General features: G+C 39.0%; 22 protein-coding genes. 19 read left to right on the forward strand and 3 right to left on the reverse strand.

Going from position 1 to position 22473, the window contains the following annotated elements; all coding sequences use genetic code 11:
- The first annotated feature begins 597 nt into the window (after positions 1 to 597).
- From AOR04_RS04410 to fliD, 3 genes are all read left to right on the forward strand, one after another.
- A complete protein-coding gene (locus tag AOR04_RS04410) occupies positions 598 to 2082 on the forward strand; it encodes a flagellin (protein WP_058230558.1) in 1485 nt (494 codons plus the stop codon).
- Positions 2083 to 2226: 144 nt separating this feature from the next.
- Positions 2227 to 2649 (forward strand): flagellar protein FlaG, encoded by a 423-nt coding sequence (locus tag AOR04_RS04415; RefSeq protein ID WP_007379096.1) that lies wholly within the window; start codon positions 2227 to 2229, stop codon positions 2647 to 2649.
- Positions 2650 to 2697: 48 nt separating this feature from the next.
- The gene (gene fliD, locus AOR04_RS04420; RefSeq protein WP_007379097.1) at positions 2698 to 4140 is read left to right on the forward strand and encodes a flagellar filament capping protein FliD; all 1443 of its coding nucleotides are present in this window, start codon (positions 2698 to 2700) and stop codon (positions 4138 to 4140) included.
- A gap of 390 nt (positions 4141 to 4530) precedes the next feature.
- On the opposite strand, the gene AOR04_RS04425 is transcribed toward fliD, so the two are convergent.
- Positions 4531 to 4845: a hypothetical protein gene (locus tag AOR04_RS04425; RefSeq protein WP_007377969.1), complete on the reverse strand. Its 315-nt coding sequence runs from the start codon at positions 4843 to 4845 to the stop codon at positions 4531 to 4533.
- Positions 4846 to 4853: 8 nt separating this feature from the next.
- Entirely contained in the window at positions 4854 to 5255 is a 402-nt protein-coding gene (fliS, locus tag AOR04_RS04430) for a flagellar export chaperone FliS (RefSeq protein WP_007377968.1), read from the reverse strand.
- A gap of 354 nt (positions 5256 to 5609) precedes the next feature.
- On the opposite strand from fliS, the gene AOR04_RS04435 reads away from it, so the two are divergent.
- Positions 5610 to 7046 (forward strand): sigma-54 dependent transcriptional regulator, encoded by a 1437-nt coding sequence (locus AOR04_RS04435; RefSeq protein WP_096792640.1) that lies wholly within the window; start codon positions 5610 to 5612, stop codon positions 7044 to 7046.
- Between the two features lie 627 nt (positions 7047 to 7673).
- On the opposite strand, the gene AOR04_RS04450 is transcribed toward AOR04_RS04435, so the two are convergent.
- Positions 7674 to 8270 carry a DNA-3-methyladenine glycosylase I gene (locus tag AOR04_RS04450; RefSeq protein WP_096792643.1) on the reverse strand — a complete coding sequence of 199 codons (597 nt, stop codon included), beginning with the start codon at positions 8268 to 8270 and terminating at the stop codon, positions 7674 to 7676.
- Between the two features lie 130 nt (positions 8271 to 8400).
- On the opposite strand from AOR04_RS04450, the gene AOR04_RS04455 reads away from it, so the two are divergent.
- From AOR04_RS04455 to AOR04_RS04525, 15 genes are all read left to right on the forward strand, one after another.
- Positions 8401 to 9513: a sensor histidine kinase gene (locus tag AOR04_RS04455; RefSeq protein ID WP_096792644.1), complete on the forward strand. Its 1113-nt coding sequence runs from the start codon at positions 8401 to 8403 to the stop codon at positions 9511 to 9513.
- Positions 9510 to 10949 (forward strand): sigma-54-dependent transcriptional regulator, encoded by a 1440-nt coding sequence (locus tag AOR04_RS04460; protein ID WP_096792645.1) that lies wholly within the window; start codon positions 9510 to 9512, stop codon positions 10947 to 10949. The genes AOR04_RS04455 and AOR04_RS04460 overlap by 4 nt, the downstream gene beginning before the upstream one ends.
- Positions 10950 to 11104: 155 nt before the next feature.
- A complete protein-coding gene (fliE, locus tag AOR04_RS04465) occupies positions 11105 to 11437 on the forward strand; it encodes a flagellar hook-basal body complex protein FliE (RefSeq protein WP_007377962.1) in 333 nt (110 codons plus the stop codon).
- 20 nt (positions 11438 to 11457) lie between these two features.
- Positions 11458 to 13173, forward strand: a complete 1716-nt coding sequence (gene fliF / locus AOR04_RS04470; protein ID WP_008136718.1) for a flagellar basal-body MS-ring/collar protein FliF — start codon at positions 11458 to 11460, stop codon at positions 13171 to 13173.
- A complete protein-coding gene (fliG, locus tag AOR04_RS04475) occupies positions 13166 to 14206 on the forward strand; it encodes a flagellar motor switch protein FliG (protein ID WP_007377960.1) in 1041 nt (346 codons plus the stop codon). The genes fliF and fliG overlap by 8 nt, the downstream gene beginning before the upstream one ends.
- A gap of 3 nt (positions 14207 to 14209) precedes the next feature.
- Positions 14210 to 15016, forward strand: a complete 807-nt coding sequence (gene fliH / locus AOR04_RS04480; RefSeq protein ID WP_007377959.1) for a flagellar assembly protein FliH — start codon at positions 14210 to 14212, stop codon at positions 15014 to 15016.
- Between the two features lie 18 nt (positions 15017 to 15034).
- Positions 15035 to 16369, forward strand: a complete 1335-nt coding sequence (gene fliI, locus AOR04_RS04485; protein ID WP_007377958.1) for a flagellar protein export ATPase FliI — start codon at positions 15035 to 15037, stop codon at positions 16367 to 16369.
- The gene (gene fliJ / locus AOR04_RS04490) at positions 16369 to 16815 is read left to right on the forward strand and encodes a flagellar export protein FliJ (protein ID WP_007377957.1); all 447 of its coding nucleotides are present in this window, start codon (positions 16369 to 16371) and stop codon (positions 16813 to 16815) included. The genes fliI and fliJ overlap by 1 nt, the downstream gene beginning before the upstream one ends.
- Before the next feature lie 93 nt (positions 16816 to 16908).
- The gene (locus tag AOR04_RS04495) at positions 16909 to 18933 is read left to right on the forward strand and encodes a flagellar hook-length control protein FliK (protein ID WP_096794083.1); all 2025 of its coding nucleotides are present in this window, start codon (positions 16909 to 16911) and stop codon (positions 18931 to 18933) included.
- A 57-nt stretch (positions 18934 to 18990) separates the two neighbouring features.
- Entirely contained in the window at positions 18991 to 19521 is a 531-nt protein-coding gene (fliL, locus tag AOR04_RS04500) for a flagellar basal body-associated protein FliL (protein ID WP_096792646.1), read from the forward strand.
- Positions 19522 to 19530: 9 nt separating this feature from the next.
- Positions 19531 to 20619, forward strand: a complete 1089-nt coding sequence (gene fliM, locus AOR04_RS04505) for a flagellar motor switch protein FliM (protein ID WP_007377954.1) — start codon at positions 19531 to 19533, stop codon at positions 20617 to 20619.
- Between the two features lie 20 nt (positions 20620 to 20639).
- Positions 20640 to 21038, forward strand: a complete 399-nt coding sequence (gene fliN, locus AOR04_RS04510) for a flagellar motor switch protein FliN (RefSeq protein WP_007377953.1) — start codon at positions 20640 to 20642, stop codon at positions 21036 to 21038.
- Entirely contained in the window at positions 21035 to 21418 is a 384-nt protein-coding gene (gene fliO / locus AOR04_RS04515) for a flagellar biosynthetic protein FliO (protein ID WP_096792647.1), read from the forward strand. Before fliN ends, fliO begins: the two co-directional genes overlap by 4 nt.
- A gap of 4 nt (positions 21419 to 21422) precedes the next feature.
- Positions 21423 to 22163 (forward strand): flagellar type III secretion system pore protein FliP, encoded by a 741-nt coding sequence (gene fliP / locus AOR04_RS04520; RefSeq protein WP_096792648.1) that lies wholly within the window; start codon positions 21423 to 21425, stop codon positions 22161 to 22163.
- Positions 22164 to 22203: 40 nt separating this feature from the next.
- Positions 22204 to 22473 carry a flagellar biosynthetic protein FliQ gene (locus AOR04_RS04525; protein WP_007377950.1) on the forward strand — a complete coding sequence of 90 codons (270 nt, stop codon included), beginning with the start codon at positions 22204 to 22206 and terminating at the stop codon, positions 22471 to 22473.

Below are 22473 nucleotides of genomic sequence, written 5' to 3' on the forward strand. Positions count from 1 at the left end.
ATTGTACCAATCGGCTTATATATGGGCTTTATTTAACGACAAGATAATTGTGTAATTTGGTTGTTCTCGATAATTACTTTTATATTGTTCCCCCTTCTTTGTACATCCATGCAGTCGTAATCAAAAATAATAATACAGTTTGTATCAAATTTAGCCCCCCCAAATTAATTAAATATTATTACGGACTGGTACTACAATAGTTTGGTTTGTTTACGTGAAGAAGGTCTATGGTGTGTGGTTATTCCCCATAAATAGGCAAATAAGTGTAATATACGCTGCTCACAGGTTCTTTTTGAGGGCGACTAACTCCTTGTTACTCGATTTACTTAACCCACTAGGTTATAAATATCGCGCCATTGTTAACACCTTAAGATTAAATAAATTTTAATCTTAAGGTGTTAACAATGTCATCGTAATAAAATAGACTAATCAACAAATTACAAATTTGTTAACATGAATTTGTAATTTTTTTAAAATAAAAGCTAAAGGTATTTTGTTTCCTGCCGTTAACTTAATCAGTAAGGGGCTTGTACATAAATTTGTTACGGCTCTTGGTTAAATCAAAACAGTACTTTTACGAAAGTAATCAGGAGTTTTATTATGATTTCAGTAAACACAAATGTATCTTCATTAAACGCACAACGTAACCTATCTCAATCAGGTTCTGACTTAGCGACATCAATGGAGCGTTTATCATCGGGTATGCGTATTAACAGCGCGAAAGATGATGCGGCAGGCCTACAAATTTCAAATCGTTTAACATCACAAGTAAATGGTTTAGGCGTAGCGCAAAGAAATGCAAACGACGGTATTTCAATGGCGCAAACAGCTGAAGGCGCGATGAGTGAGTCTACAAGTATTTTACAACGTATGCGTGAATTAGCACTACAATCAGCGAATGGTTCAAATTCATCAGAAGACCGTGAAGCGCTACAAAAAGAAGTATCAGCTTTATCAACAGAGCTAACACGTATTTCAGATACGACTTCGTTTGGTGGTCAGCAATTATTGAACGGCAGCTTCGGTTCGAAATCATTCCAAATTGGTTCAAATGCAAACGAAACAATTAACGTATCACTGTCTAGTGTAGCGGCAGAAAAAATTGGTTCTAACCAAGTTAATCTACAATCAGCAGCAGCAGATGGTTTTGGTCAAGCTGCAGCTGCTACAGCAACACTAGCAACAAGTGCTGTTGCAGGCGGTACATATGATATCTCTGGACGTAATGACGCTCAAGTTACTATTGCTGCAGGCGCTAGCGCAGAAGATGCAGCTGCTGCAATTAACAGTGTAACGAGCTCTACAGGTGTTACAGCTCAAGCAAGAACTGAAGCTGGCTTATCTCTTTCTGCGCTAGCTGCTGCAGATGAATCTGTAAGTTTTGAACTTAATGGTGAGAAGTTATCATTTGTTGCTACAGGTTCTAAATCAGGTGATGAGCAAGCATTAGCAGAAGCTATCAACAGTGCAACAGACGAGCATGGTGTAACTGCAACGATCGAAAATGGTGCTCTTTCTGTATCGAACAATAATGGTGCAGATATTACATTTGCAGATTTAACAGACAGTGCCGGTACACCTACAGTTGAACTTGATGTTACTCCAGAAGGTTATGATGGGGCTGCTGGTACAGCGGTAACATTAAATACAGCCGCTGGTGCAACGAGAGTATCAGGTGCTGTTCAGTTGAATTCTTCAGAGACATTTAGTGCTCAAGCAAGTGATGCGTCTTTAGCCGCCGGTACAACTGATGTAACAAGTAAGCTAAATGATGTTGCTGATGTTGATATTACAAGCCAGAAAGGCTCGCAAGATGCGTTAGCAATTATTGATAACGCGATTGCAAACATCGACTCACAACGAGCGAGCTTAGGTGCGGTGCAAAATCGTTTTGACCACACAATAAGTAACTTAGCGAATATATCAGAGAACGTGTCTGCATCACGTAGCCGAATTCAAGATACTGACTTCGCAACAGAAACAGCAGAGATGACGAAAAACCAAATATTGCAACAAGCAGGTACATCAATCTTGTCGCAAGCGAATCAGTTACCGCAAACAGCGCTTAGCCTACTAGGTTAATAAGCTAATAGTAGCGGCTAGGTTGTTGGCTAACTAATACAAAAAGTCAGTATTAGTAATTAAAAAGGAGATGGCTTTAGCTATCTCCTTTTGTAGTTTAAAGCTACAATTAGTACCAATCATATGCGTAATGCAGGAGGTGATATGAACACCATAACTTCAAGCTCGGAAACGATGTTGCCAGTTTCAACTACAGCGAGTGATGTTAAGCAAGCAGGTAACACTGCTAGTAATTTAACTGAACGTGCTATTGATGATGTAAAGCAAGTAGATACACAGACCCAGCAGCAATTGCAGCAGAAAATGTATGAAAAAGAGGCTGAAGATAAACAACAGCCTTTAGAACGTGAGCAACTAGAAGAAATGGCGCAACAATTGCAGGACTTTATGGGAGAAATGAATCGCAGTCTGCAATTTAAAGTAGATGAAGATTCAGGACGTGATGTAATTAAAGTGCTCGACAAAAACAGTGGAGAAGTAATTAAGCAATATCCTTCGGAGGAAGTATTAAGCTTAGTGTCTAAGCTGTCTGAATCGGCAGGTATTTTGATTGATCAAACGGTTTAGTATCAATATTAAATTAGTTTGTTTTTTAAGTATTTAAAGAGGTGAAGTATGTCTATTTCGTTTAATGGCTTAGGCTCTGGTTTAGCTGTATCAGATATTGTTGATGCATTAGTAAATTCAGAACAAGCACCAGCTGAAGCCCGTTTAAATACTAAAGAAGCTAGTTTAACAACTGATATTTCAGCCGTTGGGGCGTTAAAGTCAGCGCTTGAAAAAGTGCAAACCTCAATGGAAGCCCTTGGTGATAGTGACAAATATCAGCAACGTAGTACATCAGGCACTGATGATTTTATATCAATAAGTGCAGATGAAGACGCACAACCAGGCAGTTATAACGTAAAAGTGGATGCATTAGCGCAGGCTCATAAGTTATCATCAAGCGCATTTACTTCAGATGAGGCAATAGGGGCAGGTGTAATTACGATAGGCTCTGGTGATAATAGTTTCTCCACTGTTTTATCGGCTACCAATACTTTAGAAGACTTACGAGACCAAATTAATAACGGGCCTTTTACTGGCAATGATAGTAATGACTCAGTTGTTGCAACGATAGTAACAAGTGATTTAGGTCAGCACCTAGTGCTCACAAGTAAAGAGACCGGTGAAGAAAACGCGATTAAAATCACTGTACAAGACAGTGATGGTAATAATACAGATACAGGTGGATTATCTCGATTAGCCTATGATGTAACAGATGCAGACCCCCTAAATCATACAACTAACTTAACTGAAGTAAACGCTGCGCAGAATGCACAAATCACCATTGATGGCACGTTGGTTGTATCTAGCAGTACTAACGAGTTTAGTAATGTGATTGATGGTGTCGATATTACCGCTAAAAAACTACATGATGCCGCGGATAGTGGTGACATAAGTGACATATCGGTCACTGAAAATAATAATAATATTAAAAGTGGTTTAAGCGGTTTTATTGCAAGCTACAATGAGTTGCTAGAACTTAGTAACACTTTAGGTGCATCTGGCGAAGATGGCGTAGGTGTAATGGCGGGAGATTCCTTATTACGTGGAGTCATGTCTAAACTAAGAGATACAATAACAAATTCAGTTAATGTAGAAGGTAATTCGCTGTCACTTTCACAACTAGGTGTAACAACAGACCGATATGGTGTGCTTAGTTTAGATAGTGATACCTTAAGTGACCAAATTAATGCAGATGTAGGTTCTGTGCAGCAGTTTTTTGTTGGCAGTAACGATGATGATGGTGGTTTTGCACAGTCGTTTGATGAGTTAATGAGTTTCTATACAGATTCTGACGGAATTATTCAAAACAGAATCGATAGTAAAACAAATCAACTAGATGATTTAGATGATCAGCGAGAGAGTTTAACAAGTAAAATGGAATCGTTATCGTCTCGACTATATGCTCAATATAACGCAATGGATTTATTAGTTGCAAGCCTTAATAACACCAGTAGTTATGTTCAAGCTCAATTAGAAAATATGCCAGGTGTAGTTAGACAATCAAATTAATCCTTTAGTAAAAGCTTTGCTAAACGTGATCAATAAAAAACCGCTAAGTTTAAACTTAGCGGTTTTTTATTGTGTAATATTTATCTGAGATAATACTTATACTAATCTGCTTATATGGGGTCTATTTAACCTAAACTCTGGACAATAAATCTATCTCGGGCAGCTATTTTCAGCGCTAATACCAATCTGCAATAAAACTCGATAAATTTGAGGGCTTAAACTTGGCGCTAACTGTGTTAAAAATTTCTGATATAGAACAACTAAATAACGAAATTTTTGCCCAGTTATCGACAAGGTTTTCTTTCCTCAAAATAGCTCACTTAATTAAGCTGATTGGTATAAATTACGTGTAATATATAGAGTATTGAATAAAGTTATTCAATTTACTTACTAAGTCGCTTTATAAGCCTTAATAGCCCTTCCTGACTTTTTATACTTAATAATTGCTTTAGATGATTCATTTTTAGCTATGTTAGCTTTAGCTAAAATGGAATTAATTGTAATTTGAATTGACTGTAATTGCTCTGCATTAGGGCTGTTATTACTTTCACACCATTTTTTTAAATCTGTATTTAAGGTTTTTAAAATGGGTTGAGCTTCATCGGCATTATTATCGTTTACTAACGATTCAATTTCCTTAAGCAGTATTTTTATATGTTCTGCTTGATTTGTTGTTAGCTGCTCTGAAGCATTACTCGCATTCATAATATAAGCTAAACCGCAGAAACACGTTGATCAACAGGAATATTATCCCAGCCTTCTTTTATTTCTTTTACAATGTTAGACACCTCTAATACCGCGTCAACATCATTATTTAAATTGGCTTTGGTTAATGTGCGTTGGCAATAATCGTAAAGTGCCAATAAGTTGTTAGAAATACTAGGGTCTTGTTCTACTTCTAAATTAAGTGCATCTTGCAGCGCGCCGAATAACAAAACGCAGGCTGATATATTCTCGCCCTTTTTTTCAATCTCTTTTCGCTCAATAAATCCTTTTGTAGCTGCTAAGCGACCAATAATATTACTGAAAATAAGATTTATTTGTTCGTACGGGGTCATTTCGGCAATATTACTTACACGAACTTGACTGTATTTTTTTACTGAAACATGAGCCATGGGGAAATCCTAGATTTAAACGATAAAAATTATGTAAAAATAAAAGCAATAATAATGCCAAGCATTTTTTACTTATCTATTTATCGGCATGTTCGCTTTCAACTTAAGCTAATATTAGATTATATTTACTAAGAAAGTCAGCTTTGCTAAGGAATTAAATAATTTTAAAAAAATGATTTTGACACAACTTTAATAATTGGTACTTAATGATTAACTCTTAAGTATTGTTATTTTAACTAGCTGTCTGTTTTTTGGCGTTTATGTCAAAAAAATGCCGCTATCGCTTGCATCCATGGCGAACTGGCTTACAATTTAGGTAATTAAATAAATGAGTGAAAGTACGGCTCGCTAAATATGATCTTGATTTTAGATAATAATAACAATCGCGCAATAGGTTTAAATGCATCGCTTACTTTTATTGGTGAAGCAGTACAATTGTTAAATGAAACAAATTTTGAACAAGAGTGTGAAAAGTACCAACAAAAAGAATGCATGATCATTTTAGGTGCATTGCAGTCTCTTGATCACGAAGGTTTAATTAAGCGCTACCCAACCTTACCTTTTTTATTAATAGGCGAAACCCTTAAACCATTACTAAGCATTGCTAATGTGGTAGGCCTCATTTGCGAACCGTTTAGTCATGAAGTAACAACACAGTTGCTTCACGATTGTCAGCAATATCAGCGAATGTTACCAAATGGACATAAACATACCAAACCCCTTAAAACCTTTGACGGGCTAGTGGGTGAAACAGATGCAGTAAAAGATGTACGCTTTTTAATTGAGCAAGTGGCAAAAACGGACGCTAATGTTTTAATTTTAGGTGAGTCAGGAACCGGTAAAGAAGTTGTTGCTCGTAATGTACACCTGCTTTCTAAGCGTAACAATGGGCCATTTGTGCCTGTTAACTGTGGTGCTATTCCGGCGGAGTTATTAGAAAGTGAGCTATTTGGCCACGAAAAAGGGGCGTTTACAGGGGCAATATCCGCTCGTAAAGGACGCTTTGAACTTGCACAAGGCGGTACACTGTTTTTAGATGAAATAGGTGATATGCCGTTGCAAATGCAGGTTAAGTTGCTGCGCGTATTACAAGAACGCAGTTACGAGCGAGTTGGCGGTACAAAGGCGATTCAAGCTGATGTGCGTGTTATTGCTGCAACGCACCGAAATTTAGAAAATATGATTGAAGAAGGTAGTTTTAGGGAAGATTTGTACTATCGCTTAAATGTATTTCCTATCGAGAACCCATCGCTGAGTGAACGTGCTGATGATATTCCGCTGCTTTTAAAAGAGTTAATGCGCCGTGTTAACGACCAGACTGGTTCTACCGCCAAGTTTACAGAACGCGCAGTTGAGAGCTTAAAGGAGCATGCGTGGCCTGGTAATATTCGTGAGCTAGCTAATTTAGTGGAACGAATGGTTATTATGTTCCCTGAAAAGGTAGTCGATATTCCCGATTTACCTAATAAATACCGCTATATTGAGGTAGAAGCATATGAGCCTGAGTACCCGGAAGAGTTAATGGAAAAAGACGCGTTTAACGATATATTTAGCACAGGATTCAGTGATTACGAAAACGAACCTGAAGCAGAGTTTAACCAAGTTGGAAGTGGGTTGTTGCCCGATGACGGTATTGAACTTAAAGATTACTTAGCCGAGCTTGAAATTAGCTTAATAACGCAAGCGTTAGAGCGCTTTGATTACGTTGTGGCTCGCGCGGCAGAAATATTAGGTGTACGCAGAACCACGCTAGTTGAAAAAATGAAAAAGTATAATCTTTCAAGAGATTAGTTTTTGAACGCCTGCAAGCAGCGCGTCTACAAAACAACCTCAAATCAAAACCTTGACGTAGACGCCGAGCTTGCTCGTGTGAAAAGCGAAGCTTTTAATTATTTAAACACCCATCCCAAAAACTTGTTTTTGAACGCCAGCAAGCAGCGCGTCTACAAAACAACCTCAAATCAAAACCTTGGCGTTAGACGTCGAGCTTGCTCACGTGAAAAGCGAAGCTTTTAATTATTTAAACACCCATCCAAAAAACTACGTTTTTGAACGCCAGCAAGCAGCGCGTCTACAAAACAACCTCAAATCAAAACCTTGGCGGTAGACGTCGAGCTTGCTCACGTGAAAAGCGAAGCTTTTAATTATTTAAACACCCATCCAAAAAACTACGTTTTTGAACGCCTGCAAGCAGCGCGTCTACAAAACAACCTCAAATCAAAACCTTGGCGTAGACGCAGAGCTTGCTCGCGTGAAAAGCGAAGCTTTTAATTACTTAAACACCCATCCAAAAAACTACGTTTTTGAACACCAGCAAGCAGCGCGTCTACAAAACAACCTCAAATCAAAACCTTGGCGTAGACGCAGAGCTTGCTCGCGTGAAAAGCGAAGCTTTTAGTTACCTACCTATTTGCCTGCCTACTCACCACTAAAAGCCTCAATAATTTCTTCTTTTCTAAAACAGTCATTGCTGTGATCGTTAACCATACCGCAGGCTTGCATGTGTGCATAGACTGTTGTTGGGCCTAAAAACTTAAACCCTCGCTTTTTTAAGTCTTTAGCGAATGCAGTTGATTGTTCAGTTATAGCAGGGTAGTCCTCAATATTATTCAAGTGACTAACAAGCGGCCTATTACTCACAAATTGCCATTGATAATTGCTAAAGCTACCAAACTCTTTTTGAATACCGATAAAACATTTTGCGTTATTAACAGTTGCTGCAATTTTTAAACGGTTACGAACAATCTCTTTATTTAACATTAGACGCTCAATGTCATCTGATGTAAATTCAGCTACTTTTTTTACATCAAAATTAGCAAATGCCTTTTTATAACCTTGGCGTTTTTTTAATATGGTGTACCAACTCAACCCCGCCTGTGCTGATTCAAGAGTTATAAATTCGAATAGTTTTTGGTCATCATAAAGTGGCACCCCCCATTCTTCATCATGGTAAGTAACGTAGTCAGGTTTAGTCGTGTCTAGCCATGGACAACGGCATTCTATTTGTTCACTCATTATTATTCCTTAGCGTGCGTCATTTTTATGTCGCTTGTTTTTCTGATGTAACTTAATGATAAATATATAAATAAACTTTGGTACAAATTGTGCATTTAACTCTGTATCTACATTAGTTTGAGATTTGATTATGGCCCTTGCAAGCGTGCTAAAACCACAGTTTATTTCTGCAAATAAGTATAACCCATGTTTACTTCAAGAGGAGTACATTGGTGAGCTAAGTGATCTTCGTAAGCAGGCAAGTTGGCTTTCGCACTTGGTTGATACAATGCCCACAGGTGTTGTTGTACTTGATGGTAAAGGCATGGTTGCTAAAGCGAACCAAATTGCGATTGATATGCTTGGTGAACCACTTGAAGGTGAAAAGTGGTTTTATGTTATTCAGCGGTCTTTCAAACCACATCAAGATGATGGACACGAAGTATCATTAAAAGACGGGCGTTTAATTAAGCTCGACATTACCGCTTTGGCTCCAGAACCCGGACAACTTATTTTAATGACGGACTTAACTGAGACGCGACGTTTACAAAAACGTGTTGCACATATGCAGCGATTAAGTGCGCTGGGTAAAATGGTGGCGTCTCTTGCGCATCAAGTACGCACGCCTCTATCTGCAGCAATGCTTTATGCTGCTAACTTAGGCTCAAAGCGCTTGCCAGAAGCATCTCGCGATAATTTCCAAACTAAATTGATGTCACGATTAAAAGATTTAGAAACGCAGGTTAATGACATGCTGTTATTTGCTAAAAGCGGTGAGCAGCAAGTCGTTGAACAAGTCTCTATGCAGCAATTATTAACAGAAGTGAAAACCGGTGCTGATGCCATGGTCGCACTTAATGAAAGCGAGCTGGATGTAAGTCTTCCTGAACCAGATATTGTAATAGTGGGGAATAAGACAGCGCTAGCCAGTGCTGTTCAAAACCTTATTCACAATAGCATTCAAGTGATTGGTTCTGGGGCTAAAGTGCACTTGAGTGCCGCGACTGATTTAGAAGATCACGACTTTGTGCGTATTAGTGTAAGCGATAATGGTCCCGGTATTGATTTAAGTCAGGCTGATAAAATGTTTGAACCCTTTTTTACTACAAAAAGCCAAGGCACTGGTCTAGGGCTTGCTGTTGTAAGTTCGGTGGTTAATGCGCACCAAGGACGTGTTGACGTTAGTAACAATGCTCATGGTGGAGCTTGTTTTAGTTTACTGTTGCCAATACGCGCGACATCTAAATTAGAGGAATCATTATGAGTAATATTATTTTAGTCGTAGAAGATGATGCGGGGCTCCGTGAAGCTTTAATTGATACGCTGGAGATGTCAGGTATTGAATGCGTTTCAGCTAATAGCGCAGAGCAAGCGATGTTATTGCTTAAAAAAGAGCAATTTTCATTAGTCGTAAGTGATGTGCAAATGGGAACCATGAGTGGTTTGGACTTACTGCGAAGTATTAAATTAAATTATCCCGACTTACCTGTATTGATGATGACGGCCTATGCCACGATTGATGATGCTGTTGAAGCTATGCGTTTAGGTGCTATTGATTATATGGCTAAACCATTTGCACCTGAAGTGCTGCTAAATATGGTGAGTCGCTATTTGCCTGAAAAAGCGAAAGAGACAGATGGCCCTATTGTTGCCGACCCTAGTAGCATTCAATTACTCGAACTTGCAAGTAAAGTTGCACGCTCTGATGCGAGTGTAATGGTGCTCGGGCCTAGTGGTTCAGGTAAAGAAGTGCTCGCGCGTTATATTCACGATAAATCGAGTCGATGCAATGAACCCTTTGTTGCTATAAATTGTGCTGCGATCCCTGAAAATATGCTTGAGGCCACTTTATTTGGTTACGAAAAGGGGGCGTTTACAGGTGCTATTCAAGCATGCCCTGGTAAATTTGAACAGGCGCAAGGCGGAACAATTTTACTAGATGAAATCACTGAAATGGATTTAGGATTACAGGCAAAGCTACTACGAGTGCTACAAGAGCGGGAAGTAGAGCGTTTAGGTGCTCGTAAGACAATCCAACTAGATGTTCGTGTGTTAGCAACGAGTAATCGTGACTTAAAAGAAGCGGTCGCTAAGAACCAATTTAGAGAGGACTTATATTACCGACTTAATGTTTTTCCATTAATGTGGCGACCTCTTTGCCAGCGCCCTGGTGATATAATTATACTCGCAAAGCATTTAATAGAACGCCATATAAATAAAAGTAAAGAGCCTATGGCCTACTTAGATAAAGCAGCAGAGCAAAAACTACTTGCTCATGCATGGCCTGGTAATGTTCGTGAACTGGATAACGTAATTCAGCGAGCACTGATACTACGAAGTGGTAATACAATAAATGAACATGCTATTTTTATCGAAAACTCAGTAGCAAGCGATTTTGTAATTACACCAACTGAAGTGTTGGAAACAGTAACGTCAAACGAAGCTATAAATAGCTTAAGCACGGCATATTACGATGAAAAAGTGCCTATGGCTGGTGAGCCAAAGCAAGATTTACTTGCGGTTGACACGGGGAGCTATAAAGATGAACTTAAAGACAAAGAGCATAGTATTATTTTAGAAACATTAGCCCGCTGTCAAGGTAAGCGCAAAGATGTAGCAGAAACATTAGGTATTAGCCCTCGAACATTACGTTATAAGCTAGCGCAAATGCGCGATTTAGGTATTTCACTTCCTGCATAATCCCTCTAAACCCCAAATTTAATTAATTTAATTTGGGGTTGTCAAAACTCTGACTCACAAATTAACTGTAACCAATTGTTTTTATTGTATTTTTAATTGGCATGGTTTGTGCTTTATTTTCTTTATAAGCTTAACTGCATTGTCAGAGAAAAATTATGAAAATTCAAAATAGCGCTGTCTTTCAAGAAATGCAATCAATGGCCCTTGAAGCTGGCCGTAATAATCAAATTAATAAATTGCCAACTCAAGTGCAGTCTACTTCTACTGCACAATTTGGCGATATGCTAAGTAATGCGCTAAATACAGTGCATGAGTTACAACAAGATACAGGCCAAAAAGTAAAAGCAGTTGAAATGGGTGACCGAAGTGTATCGCTTGCTGAGGCGATGATTGCTTCTCAGAAATCTTCGGTTGCATTTGAAGCTACAGTACAGGTTCGTAATAAACTTGTAGAAGCCTACAAAGAAATCATGAACATGCCTGTTTAACTAGGTAGTGGAGAATTATCGTGGCGCAATCTAACCAATCTACAGACCTTGCACTTGCTAGTGGTGATATCGACCAAAGTGATAGTGATGATCAACAAGAACAGAAATCAGGCTATTTAAGTGCTTTAAATGGTACAGATGTATTACGCCAAGTGACACTGGTTATAGCTCTGGCTATTTGTTTGGCTATTGCCATTTTTATCATTATTTGGGCACGTCAGCCAGATATGCGCCCATTGGGTAAAATGCAAACAGAAGAGTTAATTCAAACCCTCGATTTTTTAGATGCACAAAAGATAGAATATCAACTTGATGGTAATGTCGTATCGGTTGATGAAAGTGAATATCAAAATATAAAATTATTAATGACTCGCGAAGGGTTAGACCAAGGACCTACTTCGGGATCAGATATTATCATGCAAGATATGGGGTTTGGGGTTAGTCAGCGTCTTGAACGTGAGCGCCTCAAACATGGTAGAGAGCAGCAATTAGCACGTACTATAGAAGAGCTTAATAATATTACTCGTGCGAAAGTATTGCTTGCGATACCAAAAGAGAACGTATTTGCGCGCAGAGAGAAAAAGCCATCTGCCACCGTTGTGTTAACACTTAAACGTGGGCGCTCTCTTAATGGTGAAGAGATAGACTCTGTTGTTGATATGATTGCTTCAGCAGTACAAGGCTTAGAGCCAGCTAGGGTGACTGTTACAGATCAAAATGGTCGCTTATTAAATTCAGGTTCGCAAAGCTCATTAGCAGCACGTTCTCGTAAAGAGTACGACTTAGAACGTAAACGAGAACAAGAATATTTAGAAAAAATAGACAGCATTCTAATACCTGTCGTAGGGCTTGCAAATTACACAGCCCAAGTTGATTTAAGTATGGACTTTAGTGCGATAGAAGAAACACAAAAACGCTACAATCCAGATTTACCAGCAGTGAGAAGTGAAACCACATTTGAAGAAAATAACATAGGCGGTTTAGCTGTTGGTATTCCAGGTGCGCTTACGAATCAGCCTCCACTAAACTCGAATATTCCAGAAGTAGCAGGACAAGGTGGTGCAGGAACAGGTACTTCGCCAACTCGTAATCACAAAGAATCTACGCGAAACTATGAGCTTGATACTACTATTTCGCATAAACGCCAGCAAACGGGGGTAATACGTAGAATAAGTGTATCGGTTGCTGTTGATTATATTCCAAAAGTGGGTGAAAACGGCGAAACGACCATGACACCACGATCAGTGGAGGCATTGTCAAATATTCGTCGTTTATTACAAGGCGGTGTAGGGTTTGATATGCAGCGTGGCGATGCACTTGAAGTGGTAACAGTGCCATTTGTGCGTGAAACGACAGGTTTAGACCTTGAAGTCCCAATGTGGGAGCAAGATTGGTTTGTGAAGTATGTGCGTCTTGGTTTAGGTGCCTTAGTAATTATTGTTCTTATTATGGCCGTAGTTAAGCCAATGCTAAAACGTCTAATTTACCCAGATAATACTTTGGAAGAGTATGATGAAGATGCATTGAGTTCAGGGGTTGATATTGGTGACAGTACACTTGATATGCTAAATAAAGACTTTGATTCTGCTTCAATTGGCTTCTCTAGCGATGGTACACTACAGTTACCAGACCTACATGGTGACGAGGACTTATTAAAAGCAATTCGTGCCCTTGTAGCTAACGAACCAGAACTATCATCACAAGTAGTGAAAGCGTGGTTAACAGAAGATGACTGATCAAGAACAAAAACAACTGCCAACAGCATTTGATGTTGATAAGCTCGATGGTGTAGATAAAGCGGCTATATTACTTTTGAGTTTATCAGAAGAAGATGCGGCGCAAATACTCAAGCATTTAGAACCTAAACAGGTACAAAAAGTGGGTATGGCAATGGCGGGCTTAGATGACTTGTCTCAAGCTAAAATAAGTGCCGTGCATAATTTGTTTATTGAACAAATTCAGAGTTTTAGTACGATAGGCTTCCAATCAGAAGATTTTATCAAAAAAGCACTTACAGCTGCATTGGGTGAAGATAAAGCAGCCAGCCTTATTGACCAAATTGTTATGGGATCAGGCGCTAAGGGACTTGATTCTCTTAAGTGGATGGACTCTAAGCAGGTAGCGAATATTATTCGTAATGAGCATCCGCAAATTCAAACTATCGTTTTATCTTATTTAGAGCCAGAGCAGTCTGCTGAAATATTGGCACAGTTTCCTGAAAAAGTACGTTTAGATTTAACTATGCGTATTGCTAATCTTGAAGAAGTGCAACCAGCGGCATTGCAAGAGCTCAATGAGATTATGGAAAAACAATTTGCAGGTCAAGCGGGTGCGCAAGCAGCTAAAATGGGCGGTTTAAAAGCTGCAGCTGATATTATGAACTACCTTGATACAAATGTAGAAGGGCAGTTAATGGACTCTATTCGTGAGCACGATGAAGAGATGTCACAGCAAATTCAAGACTTAATGTTCGTATTTGAAAACTTAATGGATGTTGAAGACCGTGGCATTCAAGCAATTTTGCGTGAAGTACAACAAGATGTACTTATGAAAGCGATTAAAGGCACAGACGATGCTCTTAAAGAGAAAATATTAGGTAACATGTCTAAACGTGCCGCAGAAATGCTTGCTGATGATTTAGAAGCAATGGCACCTGTAAGAATTAGTGAAGTTGAAGCTGCGCAAAAAGAAATTTTATCAACTGCACGTCGTTTATCTGATTCTGGCGAGATTCAGCTAGGTGGCGGTGGTGGTGAGGAGTTCCTGTAAAGCATGAGTAAGTTAAAAGGTCGTCCACTCAATGCAGAAGAAGCAGATGAATTATTAAGAAACTGGTCAGTGCCCAATATGGCTCCGGACGAAAGAAGTTTTGGAGATCGTTCAACTGCTTTTGGCACACCACTTTCGGATTTATACAAAAAAGAAATGGCCGAAGAGGTACCTGTAGAGGAACCTCAGGAACCTGAATTACCTTCTATTACTATGGCTGAACTTGAGCGAATTCGACAAGATGCTTATGAAGAAGGTCTTAAACAAGGGCATGAGCAAGGTTATATTGATGGTTTTGATAAAGGCGTTACAGAGGGAAAAGAGGCCGGTTATAAAGAGGGGCTTGAACTAGGTAAAACTCAAGGTCATGAGGACGTAAAACCATTAATTGAAGAACAACTCACGGGTTTGCGTAGCATATTAGATAATTTAACTACTCCTTTGAATAAAGTGGATGAACAAGTTGAAAAACAATTAGTCCAATTGACAGTAATGCTTGCTGAAGCAATAATTTATCAAGAAGTAAAAACCTCTCCTGATGTTATTTTACATACACTTAAACTAAGTATCGATTCGCTTAATGCTGAGCAAGAAAAGGTACGTATACATTTACACCCAGAAGATTTAGAACTCATAAAAAACAGCTATGGAGAACAAACCATCGCAGATAATAATTGGCAACTAATCGCTGAACCTACACTTGAACGTGGCGGTTGCGAGGTTAAAACAGCCCAATCCTCACTCGATATGACCTTGAAAACTCGCGTCAAAGAAACATTGGATAGTTTTTTGCATAATAGTGGTATCTAACTACTTTATTGGCATGTCATGTCTGAACAATGTGCATCTTTAAGCGAACGCTTATCTCAATATAAACAGCATATTAATACACCAGCCCTCGCGGTAGCGGGTATTTTAACACGTGTCGTAGGCCTCACACTTGAAGCAAAAGGTTTACGTGCGCCTGTTGGAAGCCAATGCAAAATAGAAACTATGAATGGTTTTGTTGATGCTGAAATAGTAGGTTTTAATGAGCAAACTCTTTACCTAATGCCTAATGATCATATTTCAGGAGTATTACCTGGTGCTCGAGTGATCCCTCAGGTCAATAACTTAGGTTTACCCGTTGGAATGAGTTTGTTAGGCCGCGTTGTTGATGGATTAGGTCGCCCACTTGATGGTCTTGGTAAAATAAATGCGGAACATTATTTAAAATTTGCACAAAATACTATAAACCCACTTTCTCGACGTCCGATAAGCCAGCCTATGGATGTGGGAGTGCGTGCTATAAATTCGGTCATTACTGTAGGTCAAGGCCAGCGCATGGGCTTGTTTGCAGGTTCTGGTGTCGGTAAGTCGGTGCTTTTAGGTATGATGACACGCGGCAGTGAGGCCGATGTTATTGTTGTTGGACTAGTAGGTGAACGTGGCCGAGAAGTAAAAGAATTTATTGAAGAGATTCTTGGTGTAGAAGGGAGAAAACGTTCAGTTGTTGTTGCTGCACCGGCTGATTCATCTCCTCTTATGCGTTTAAAAGGCTGTGAAAGTGCTGTAACAATTGCTGAGTATTTTCGTGATCAAGGTTTAAATGTATTGTTGCTACTAGATTCAGTTACTCGATATGCAATGGCACAACGTGAAATTGCACTTGCTGTTGGCGAGCCTCCAGCTACAAAAGGTTATCCGCCATCAGTGTTTGCTAAATTACCGGCGCTGGTGGAACGCGCCGGTAACGGCGGGGAAGGGCAGGGATCAATTACTGCTTTTTTCACAGTATTAAGCGAAGGTGATGATATGCAGGATCCCATTGCTGATGCTGCACGGGCTATTTTAGATGGCCATATTGTACTTTCCCGTGATTTAGCTGACAGTGGTCATTATCCGGCAATTGATATTGAAAAGTCGATTTCACGAGTGATGCCTCAAGTTGTCTCACAAAAGCATATGCAACAAGCTCGTGTGCTTAAGCAGGTATATTCTATGTATCAGCAAAATAAAGATATGATCACTTTAGGCGCTTATCAAAAAGGCACTGACCAAATGCTTGATCAAGCTATTAATATGATGCCCAGAGTTAATACTTTTTTACAGCAAGGTATGCGTGATGTGATTAGTTACGATGATGGCTTACAAGGCTTAGCACAACTATTAGGACAAGCATAATGGCTAAGAATAAGCTGCATTTGTTGCTCAAACTTGAAAATGACAAAGAAGAAAACTTGCGCATGAGTTACCTACAAGCAAATCAGAATTTGCAGGCCAATCAACAAAAATTACAAGGTCTGAATGATTTTCGAATGGAATACATGCAACAGTTACATGTAAAAGGCCAGTCAGGTTTATCAAGTGCGGGATTTAGTCAATATCATGCTTTTATAGCAAAAATAGAAGAAGCAATTCGCCAACAGGCAAGTACAGTTAATACGGCTAAGCAAGTAGTCAGTCAACGAAAAGCAATTTGGTTAAAGCAACAAATTAAAGCTAAAGCTGTTGCTAAGTTAATTGAAAACCAAAAATTAAAAGCTGATGTGCTTATTGCGAAAAGTGAGCAAAAAATGTTAGATGAGTTTTCATCCAACCAATTTTTTCAGCGTCGTAAAGTTTTATAAATTAGGCACGTAAATTGCTTTATTTAGGCAGTCTTTAATTTTTGGCAATATGCGGTGGCGTGTTGCCGCAATAATGTTAGGTGGTTTATGGTGATGAATGATATTTCTAGTTTGGTTGCGTCTGAGCAAGATTCTTATTTAGCCTCTAAAGACAATCGTTTAGCTAAAGATAAAGAAAGCAATGACACCGAGTTTCTAAATCAGTTACACAGTGCGCATAATTCAATTGAAGCGGCAAGTAAACGTAGCTCTTCAGGTGATGCGAAAGATTCGATTCGTGCCGCTGAGCCTAAACAGGCCAAAACCGATATTGTAGAAAATGAGCAAGAAAACCAAGATAATACTAATTTATCTGGAGATAGTATGCTGGCTCAAATTAACTCTGCACAAGCTATTGATATATCAGTTAAAAAACACTCTGAACAGAGTTCTGATACTATTGATACTGTTGATACTGTTGATACTGTTGATACTGTTGATACTGTTGATACTGTTGATACTGTTGATACTGTTGATACTGTTGATACTGTTGATACTGTTGATACTGGTTTAGATAAAACTAAAAGTAAATCCGCTGATAATATAATTTCAAGTGCATCACAAAACATCGGGCAAAAGGCCGCTGAACAAAAAAGTACTGAATCGCAAGCTACTGACAAAGATACTAGCGATGCTGCAGCATTAAATAAAAGTAATATAAATAAAGGTTTTGCCGCAGAGAAGCTTGATGAGCAATTAAATCCAGTCGTTGATAAAAATGAACACGATAAAGAGGGGCCTATTATAGATAAACCAGGCATCGCCAAACGTGTTGCTGCTGATGAATCACAAATTAAACCTGCCTTGGTAGACAACAAGCAAACGCTAAAAGGTGAGATCACGAATACTCAACGTGTAAGTAATGTGGATTCTCAAAGCAGTAACAGTGCTGCAGTTGAAACGTTGTTAAGTAAAGATGATAGTGCAATAAAGTTAGATAAAATATTGTCAAGTTTGACTCCTGAGCAGCGTGAACAATTAATTACTCAATCTCAAACCGTAAATAAATCAATTAACAATGATAATATTGCGGCTTTAAAACAAATGCTTAATGCGTTTGTGACTGAAAATAATAAACCACAAGCTTTAGTACCTAAACAATCTTTTAATGCAGAAATTAGCGCGTTAACGACGACTGAAAAACAAGCGTTATTGTCTCAGTTAACAACTTATATTAAAACCGAACAGCCACAAGGTGCTCAGTTAACTTATCTCAAAGAAGCGGTAAGTGTGCTTGAAACATCAATCAATTTAGAACAACCAAAGAATAAAATAACTACTTTTGTTGCAGGTGAAACTCCAAATACTGTTTACAATCCGCAGAAGCAGAGTGTGAAATCGACAATAAATGAAAATAGTATTCCGCCAGACCAATTAGCTGAGGCGGACGATGATTTGATAAAACAGCTAGACATGATTCAAAAAGATGGTTCTAAAATCAATAATGCAGAACAGCTAACCCCGCGTTCTATGCAGCTATTTACACAAATCACAGGCGCACTTGATACCTTGCAAAGGGGCGGATTAAGTAATTACGATACTTTAGGCTATGAACAAGCAATACTAGATACGCAAGTGTTGCAATCTCAACAATTACAAAGCACTGCGCAAGGTAAGCAAATGAGTATTGATCCGGGTGTTATGCAGGCGGTTAATATTATTAAAAGTGATGCCGCTAAGCTCTTGCAAGAGCGCGTCAGTTCAATGCTAAGTATTAACAATAAAGAAGCTGAAATACGCTTAGATCCACCTGAAATGGGCAGTATGCAAATACGTATTAGAAGTGATGCTGAGCAAGCCCAAATTAATTTTGTAGTACAAAATCAGCAAGCAAAAGAGGCGCTAGAACAATCATTGCCTCGTTTGCGTGAAATGCTCGCACAACAAGGTATTGAATTAGGCGATAGCAGTATTTCATATGGCGATTCTAAAAACGAAACCACAGAACAAAATGACGATGATTCAAAAAAGGGTTTGGTTAATAAAAATACCATTAACGAAGAAAATGCCGATTCAGTAGATGCTCAACTACAAAGTTCTCGACAACAAACTTCATCAGCAATAGATTACTATGCCTAAGTACTGCTATTATAATAACTAAAACAAGTAAGTACCTTTGCAAATAAAGGAAATACAATGGCTGAAGACACTAATTTAGAAATTGAAGAAACAGGTAAAAGTAAAAAGAAGCTGATAATTATTATTGCTGCCGTTGTACTTGTTGTTGGTGCCGCCGCAGGTTATTTTTTAATGTCAGGTTCTGATGATGTCCCAGCAGAAACGTTAGATGAAGAAACGGCCATAGTGGCTGAGGCTCCTGTTGCTTCTGGCTCATCTGCTTCGATTGGCAGTGCACTGTATGTTGCTATGCCCAGACCTTTTGTATTTAATGTACCAGGTTCAAGTCGTGATAGGATTGTACAAATTAAAGTGCAGTTATTGGTACGTGGTGAAGTCAATGAAGAAACTGCAAAAAAACATATCCCACTTATAGAAGGCACGTTATTAAGTGTATTTTCTACAACTACAGCTGATGAATTAAGTACGAGTGCAGGAAAAGAAACATTGCGTTTTTCTGCGCTTGAAAAAGTACAAACAGCTTTAGCTGGCGTTGAAGGTAGTAAAGTAATTGAGCGGGTTTTGTTTACCGGCTTTGTGATGCAATAAGGGGTTAGCGTGAGCGATTTATTATCCCAAGACGAAATTGATGCGTTATTACACGGTGTTGATGATGTCGAAGAGGAAGAGCACGATAGTGAAGACGGCGGAGGTAGTACACTTCAGTACGACTTTTCTTCGCAGGATCGAATCGTGCGTGGTCGCATGCCGACACTTGAAATTGTTAACGAACGTTTTGCTAGGCATATGCGAATTAGCCTATTTAACATGATGCGCCGTACTGCTGAAGTATCGATAAATGGTGTGCAAATGATTAAATTTGGTGAATATATTCACACCCTTTTTGTACCTACCAGCTTAAATATGGTCCGCTTTCGACCGCTAAAAGGCACCGGACTAATCACCATGGAAGCACGACTTGTGTTTATTTTGGTTGATAACTTTTTTGGTGGCGATGGACGTTATCATGCAAAAATAGAAGGCCGCGAGTTCACACCAACAGAACGTCGTATAGTACAAATGCTACTTAAAATAATCTTTGAAGATTACAAAGAAGCATGGGCGCCTGTCATGGATGTATCTTTTGAATACCTCGACTCAGAGGTCAACCCTGCCATGGCTAATATTGTGAGCCCCACAGAGGTTGTAGTTATTAGCTCTTTTCATATTGAGCTTGATGGTGGTGGTGGTGATTTTCACATAGCATTACCTTACTCCATGCTTGAGCCAATCAGAGAGCTGTTAGATGCTGGTGTGCAGTCGGATACTGAAGATACCGATTTACGATGGAGTAAAGCGCTTCGCGATGAGATTATGGATGTAGAAGTTGGATTATCAACTCAATTACTTGAAGTTGATTTGTCTTTAAAGCAAATAATGGAACTCAAAGCAGGCGATATAATCCCTGTTGAAATGCCTGAGCACATTACAGTATTTGTCGAAGAGTTACCTACATTCAGAGCCAAAATGGGCCGCTCTCGTGATAGTGTTGCCCTACAGATTAGCGAAAAAATTAAACGACCTGATTCAGTTAAATCTGAGCTGCATGTATTTACCAAAGGCGGCAAGAAAATTGACTCAGATGCAGAATTAGCAGAATTAGAGGATGATTTACACCTTTCTGATGGTGTAGATTTAGACTGGTAATTGATTAAAAGGTTAAAAGTATGAGTGATGATCAAGATACTATGGACGAGTGGGCTGCTGCGCTTGCAGAAGCCGATACCCCAGATGAAGGTGCTGAGGCGCATGTTGCAGAATTAGACGAGTTAAGTGATTCAAAGCACGAAATCAGCGGCGATGAAAAACGTAAACTCGATACGATTTTAGATATCCCCGTTACCATTTCTATGGAAGTTGGCCGTTCTAAAATAAATATTCGTAATTTACTACAGCTTAACCAAGGATCAGTTGTTGAGCTCGATCGTGTTGCGGGTGAGCCATTGGATGTTTTGGTTAATGGCACTTTGATTGCTCATGGAGAGGTTGTTGTAGTAAATGACAAGTTTGGTATTCGCTTAACTGATGTAATAAGCCAAATAGAGCGGATCAAAAAATTACGATGAGCTTATTAGCTGCTTTAACGAGTTCCGTTTTTTCAAAAGCAGATGTGGCAACACCAACTGGAGATATACTCTCTATGGTGCTGTCACTCGTAATGGTGCTAGTACTTATCATCGTGCTGGCATTTTTTGTAAAGAAGCTTAATCCAAATCTAGCAAACAGCGATGAGTTTAAAGTAGTTAGAAGCCTACCTTTGGGTTCTCGTGAGCGTTTAATGGTTGTTGAAATAGACAATGCGCAGCATTTGCTTGGTGTAACGCCTCACAGTATTAATTACTTACACAAGTTAGAAACCCCATTAAGCGAAAAAGAACTTCCTGAATTAGCTAAACGATTTGGTAAACTTTTAAACCCGCAATCAAACCAAAATAAAAAGAATTAGACCTATGACAAAGTGGCTGCTTATTATTTTCGCCATGGTATTTGTACCAAGTGTCAGTGCTGAGGGTATTGATGCGCTAACCATTACAACAAACGCCGATGGCACACAAGATTACTCAGTAACGTTACAAGTTTTAGCGATTATGACGGCGCTGAGTTTTATACCAGCCGCTATAATCATGATGACCTCATTTACACGTATTATTGTTGTGCTTGCTATTTTACGCCAAGCAATAGGTTTGCAGCAAACACCGTCGAATCAAGTGTTACTAGGCATGTCGCTTTTTTTAAGTATTTTTATAATGTCTCCTATTTACCAGCAGGTGAACGAGCAGGCCATAGAACCTTATTTAAATGAGCAGGTTACTTCAGTGCAAGCTTTAGAGCTTGCAAAAGAGCCTATGAAAGCCTTTATGCTATCTCAGGTCCGGCTAAAGGATTTGGAAACGTTTGCTAAAATAGCTGGTTACGATCAATTAGATTCTCCAGAAGCAACGCCATTAATCGTATTGATACCCGCGTTTGTGACTAGCGAATTACAAACTGCATTTATAATTGGTTTTATGTTCTTTATTCCATTTTTAATTGTTGATTTAGTTGTTGCCTCGGTATTAATGGCGATGGGTATGATGATGCTCTCTCCTATGATAGTGTCTTTGCCGTTTAAAATTATGTTATTTGTACTTGTTGACGGTTGGAGCTTAGTGATGGGTACCTTAGCCAAAAGCTTTGGCTTAGGGACTTAGTATGCAAAGTATTAATGTAATTCAACAATAGGAGTACAACATGGAACCGGAAATTTTTGTTGATATTCTAAGTGATGCCTTGTTTTTGGTTATTAAGTTGGTGTCTGCAATTGTAGTACCTGGCCTAATTATTGGTTTAATTGTTGCTGTATTTCAGGCTGCAACATCAATCAATGAACAAACACTCAGTTTTTTACCTCGTTTATTAATCACTATAAGTGCGCTAATTGTGGGTGGCCATTGGCTTACTCAAGAGTTAATGGATTTTTTCACTCGTTTAGTATTGCTCATTCCTGAAATAGCAGGTTAA

This window comes from Pseudoalteromonas sp. 1_2015MBL_MicDiv, from assembly GCF_002407505.1.
Taxonomy (GTDB): Bacteria; Pseudomonadota; Gammaproteobacteria; order Enterobacterales; family Alteromonadaceae; genus Pseudoalteromonas; species Pseudoalteromonas fuliginea.

What these genes read in the sequence shown, in the direction of transcription:
- AOR04_RS04415 (WP_007379096.1), top strand. Translation starts at nt 2,227, where the DNA reads ATGAACACCATAACTTCAAGCTCGGAAACGATGTTGCCAGTTTCAACT.
- fliD (WP_007379097.1), top strand. Translation starts at nt 2,698, where the DNA reads ATGTCTATTTCGTTTAATGGCTTAGGCTCTGGTTTAGCTGTATCAGAT.
- AOR04_RS04425 (WP_007377969.1), bottom strand. Translation starts at nt 4,845, where the DNA reads ATGAATGCGAGTAATGCTTCAGAGCAGCTAACAACAAATCAAGCAGAA.
- fliS (WP_007377968.1), bottom strand. Translation starts at nt 5,255, where the DNA reads ATGGCTCATGTTTCAGTAAAAAAATACAGTCAAGTTCGTGTAAGTAAT.
- AOR04_RS04435 (WP_096792640.1), top strand. Translation starts at nt 5,610, where the DNA reads ATGATCTTGATTTTAGATAATAATAACAATCGCGCAATAGGTTTAAAT.
- AOR04_RS04450 (WP_096792643.1), bottom strand. Translation starts at nt 8,270, where the DNA reads ATGAGTGAACAAATAGAATGCCGTTGTCCATGGCTAGACACGACTAAA.
- AOR04_RS04455 (WP_096792644.1), top strand. Translation starts at nt 8,401, where the DNA reads ATGGCCCTTGCAAGCGTGCTAAAACCACAGTTTATTTCTGCAAATAAG.
- AOR04_RS04460 (WP_096792645.1), top strand. Translation starts at nt 9,510, where the DNA reads ATGAGTAATATTATTTTAGTCGTAGAAGATGATGCGGGGCTCCGTGAA.
- fliE (WP_007377962.1), top strand. Translation starts at nt 11,105, where the DNA reads ATGAAAATTCAAAATAGCGCTGTCTTTCAAGAAATGCAATCAATGGCC.
- fliG (WP_007377960.1), top strand. Translation starts at nt 13,166, where the DNA reads ATGACTGATCAAGAACAAAAACAACTGCCAACAGCATTTGATGTTGAT.
- fliH (WP_007377959.1), top strand. Translation starts at nt 14,210, where the DNA reads ATGAGTAAGTTAAAAGGTCGTCCACTCAATGCAGAAGAAGCAGATGAA.
- fliI (WP_007377958.1), top strand. Translation starts at nt 15,035, where the DNA reads ATGTCTGAACAATGTGCATCTTTAAGCGAACGCTTATCTCAATATAAA.
- fliJ (WP_007377957.1), top strand. Translation starts at nt 16,369, where the DNA reads ATGGCTAAGAATAAGCTGCATTTGTTGCTCAAACTTGAAAATGACAAA.
- AOR04_RS04495 (WP_096794083.1), top strand. Translation starts at nt 16,909, where the DNA reads ATGAATGATATTTCTAGTTTGGTTGCGTCTGAGCAAGATTCTTATTTA.
- fliL (WP_096792646.1), top strand. Translation starts at nt 18,991, where the DNA reads ATGGCTGAAGACACTAATTTAGAAATTGAAGAAACAGGTAAAAGTAAA.
- fliN (WP_007377953.1), top strand. Translation starts at nt 20,640, where the DNA reads ATGAGTGATGATCAAGATACTATGGACGAGTGGGCTGCTGCGCTTGCA.
- fliO (WP_096792647.1), top strand. Translation starts at nt 21,035, where the DNA reads ATGAGCTTATTAGCTGCTTTAACGAGTTCCGTTTTTTCAAAAGCAGAT.
- fliP (WP_096792648.1), top strand. Translation starts at nt 21,423, where the DNA reads ATGACAAAGTGGCTGCTTATTATTTTCGCCATGGTATTTGTACCAAGT.
- AOR04_RS04525 (WP_007377950.1), top strand. Translation starts at nt 22,204, where the DNA reads ATGGAACCGGAAATTTTTGTTGATATTCTAAGTGATGCCTTGTTTTTG.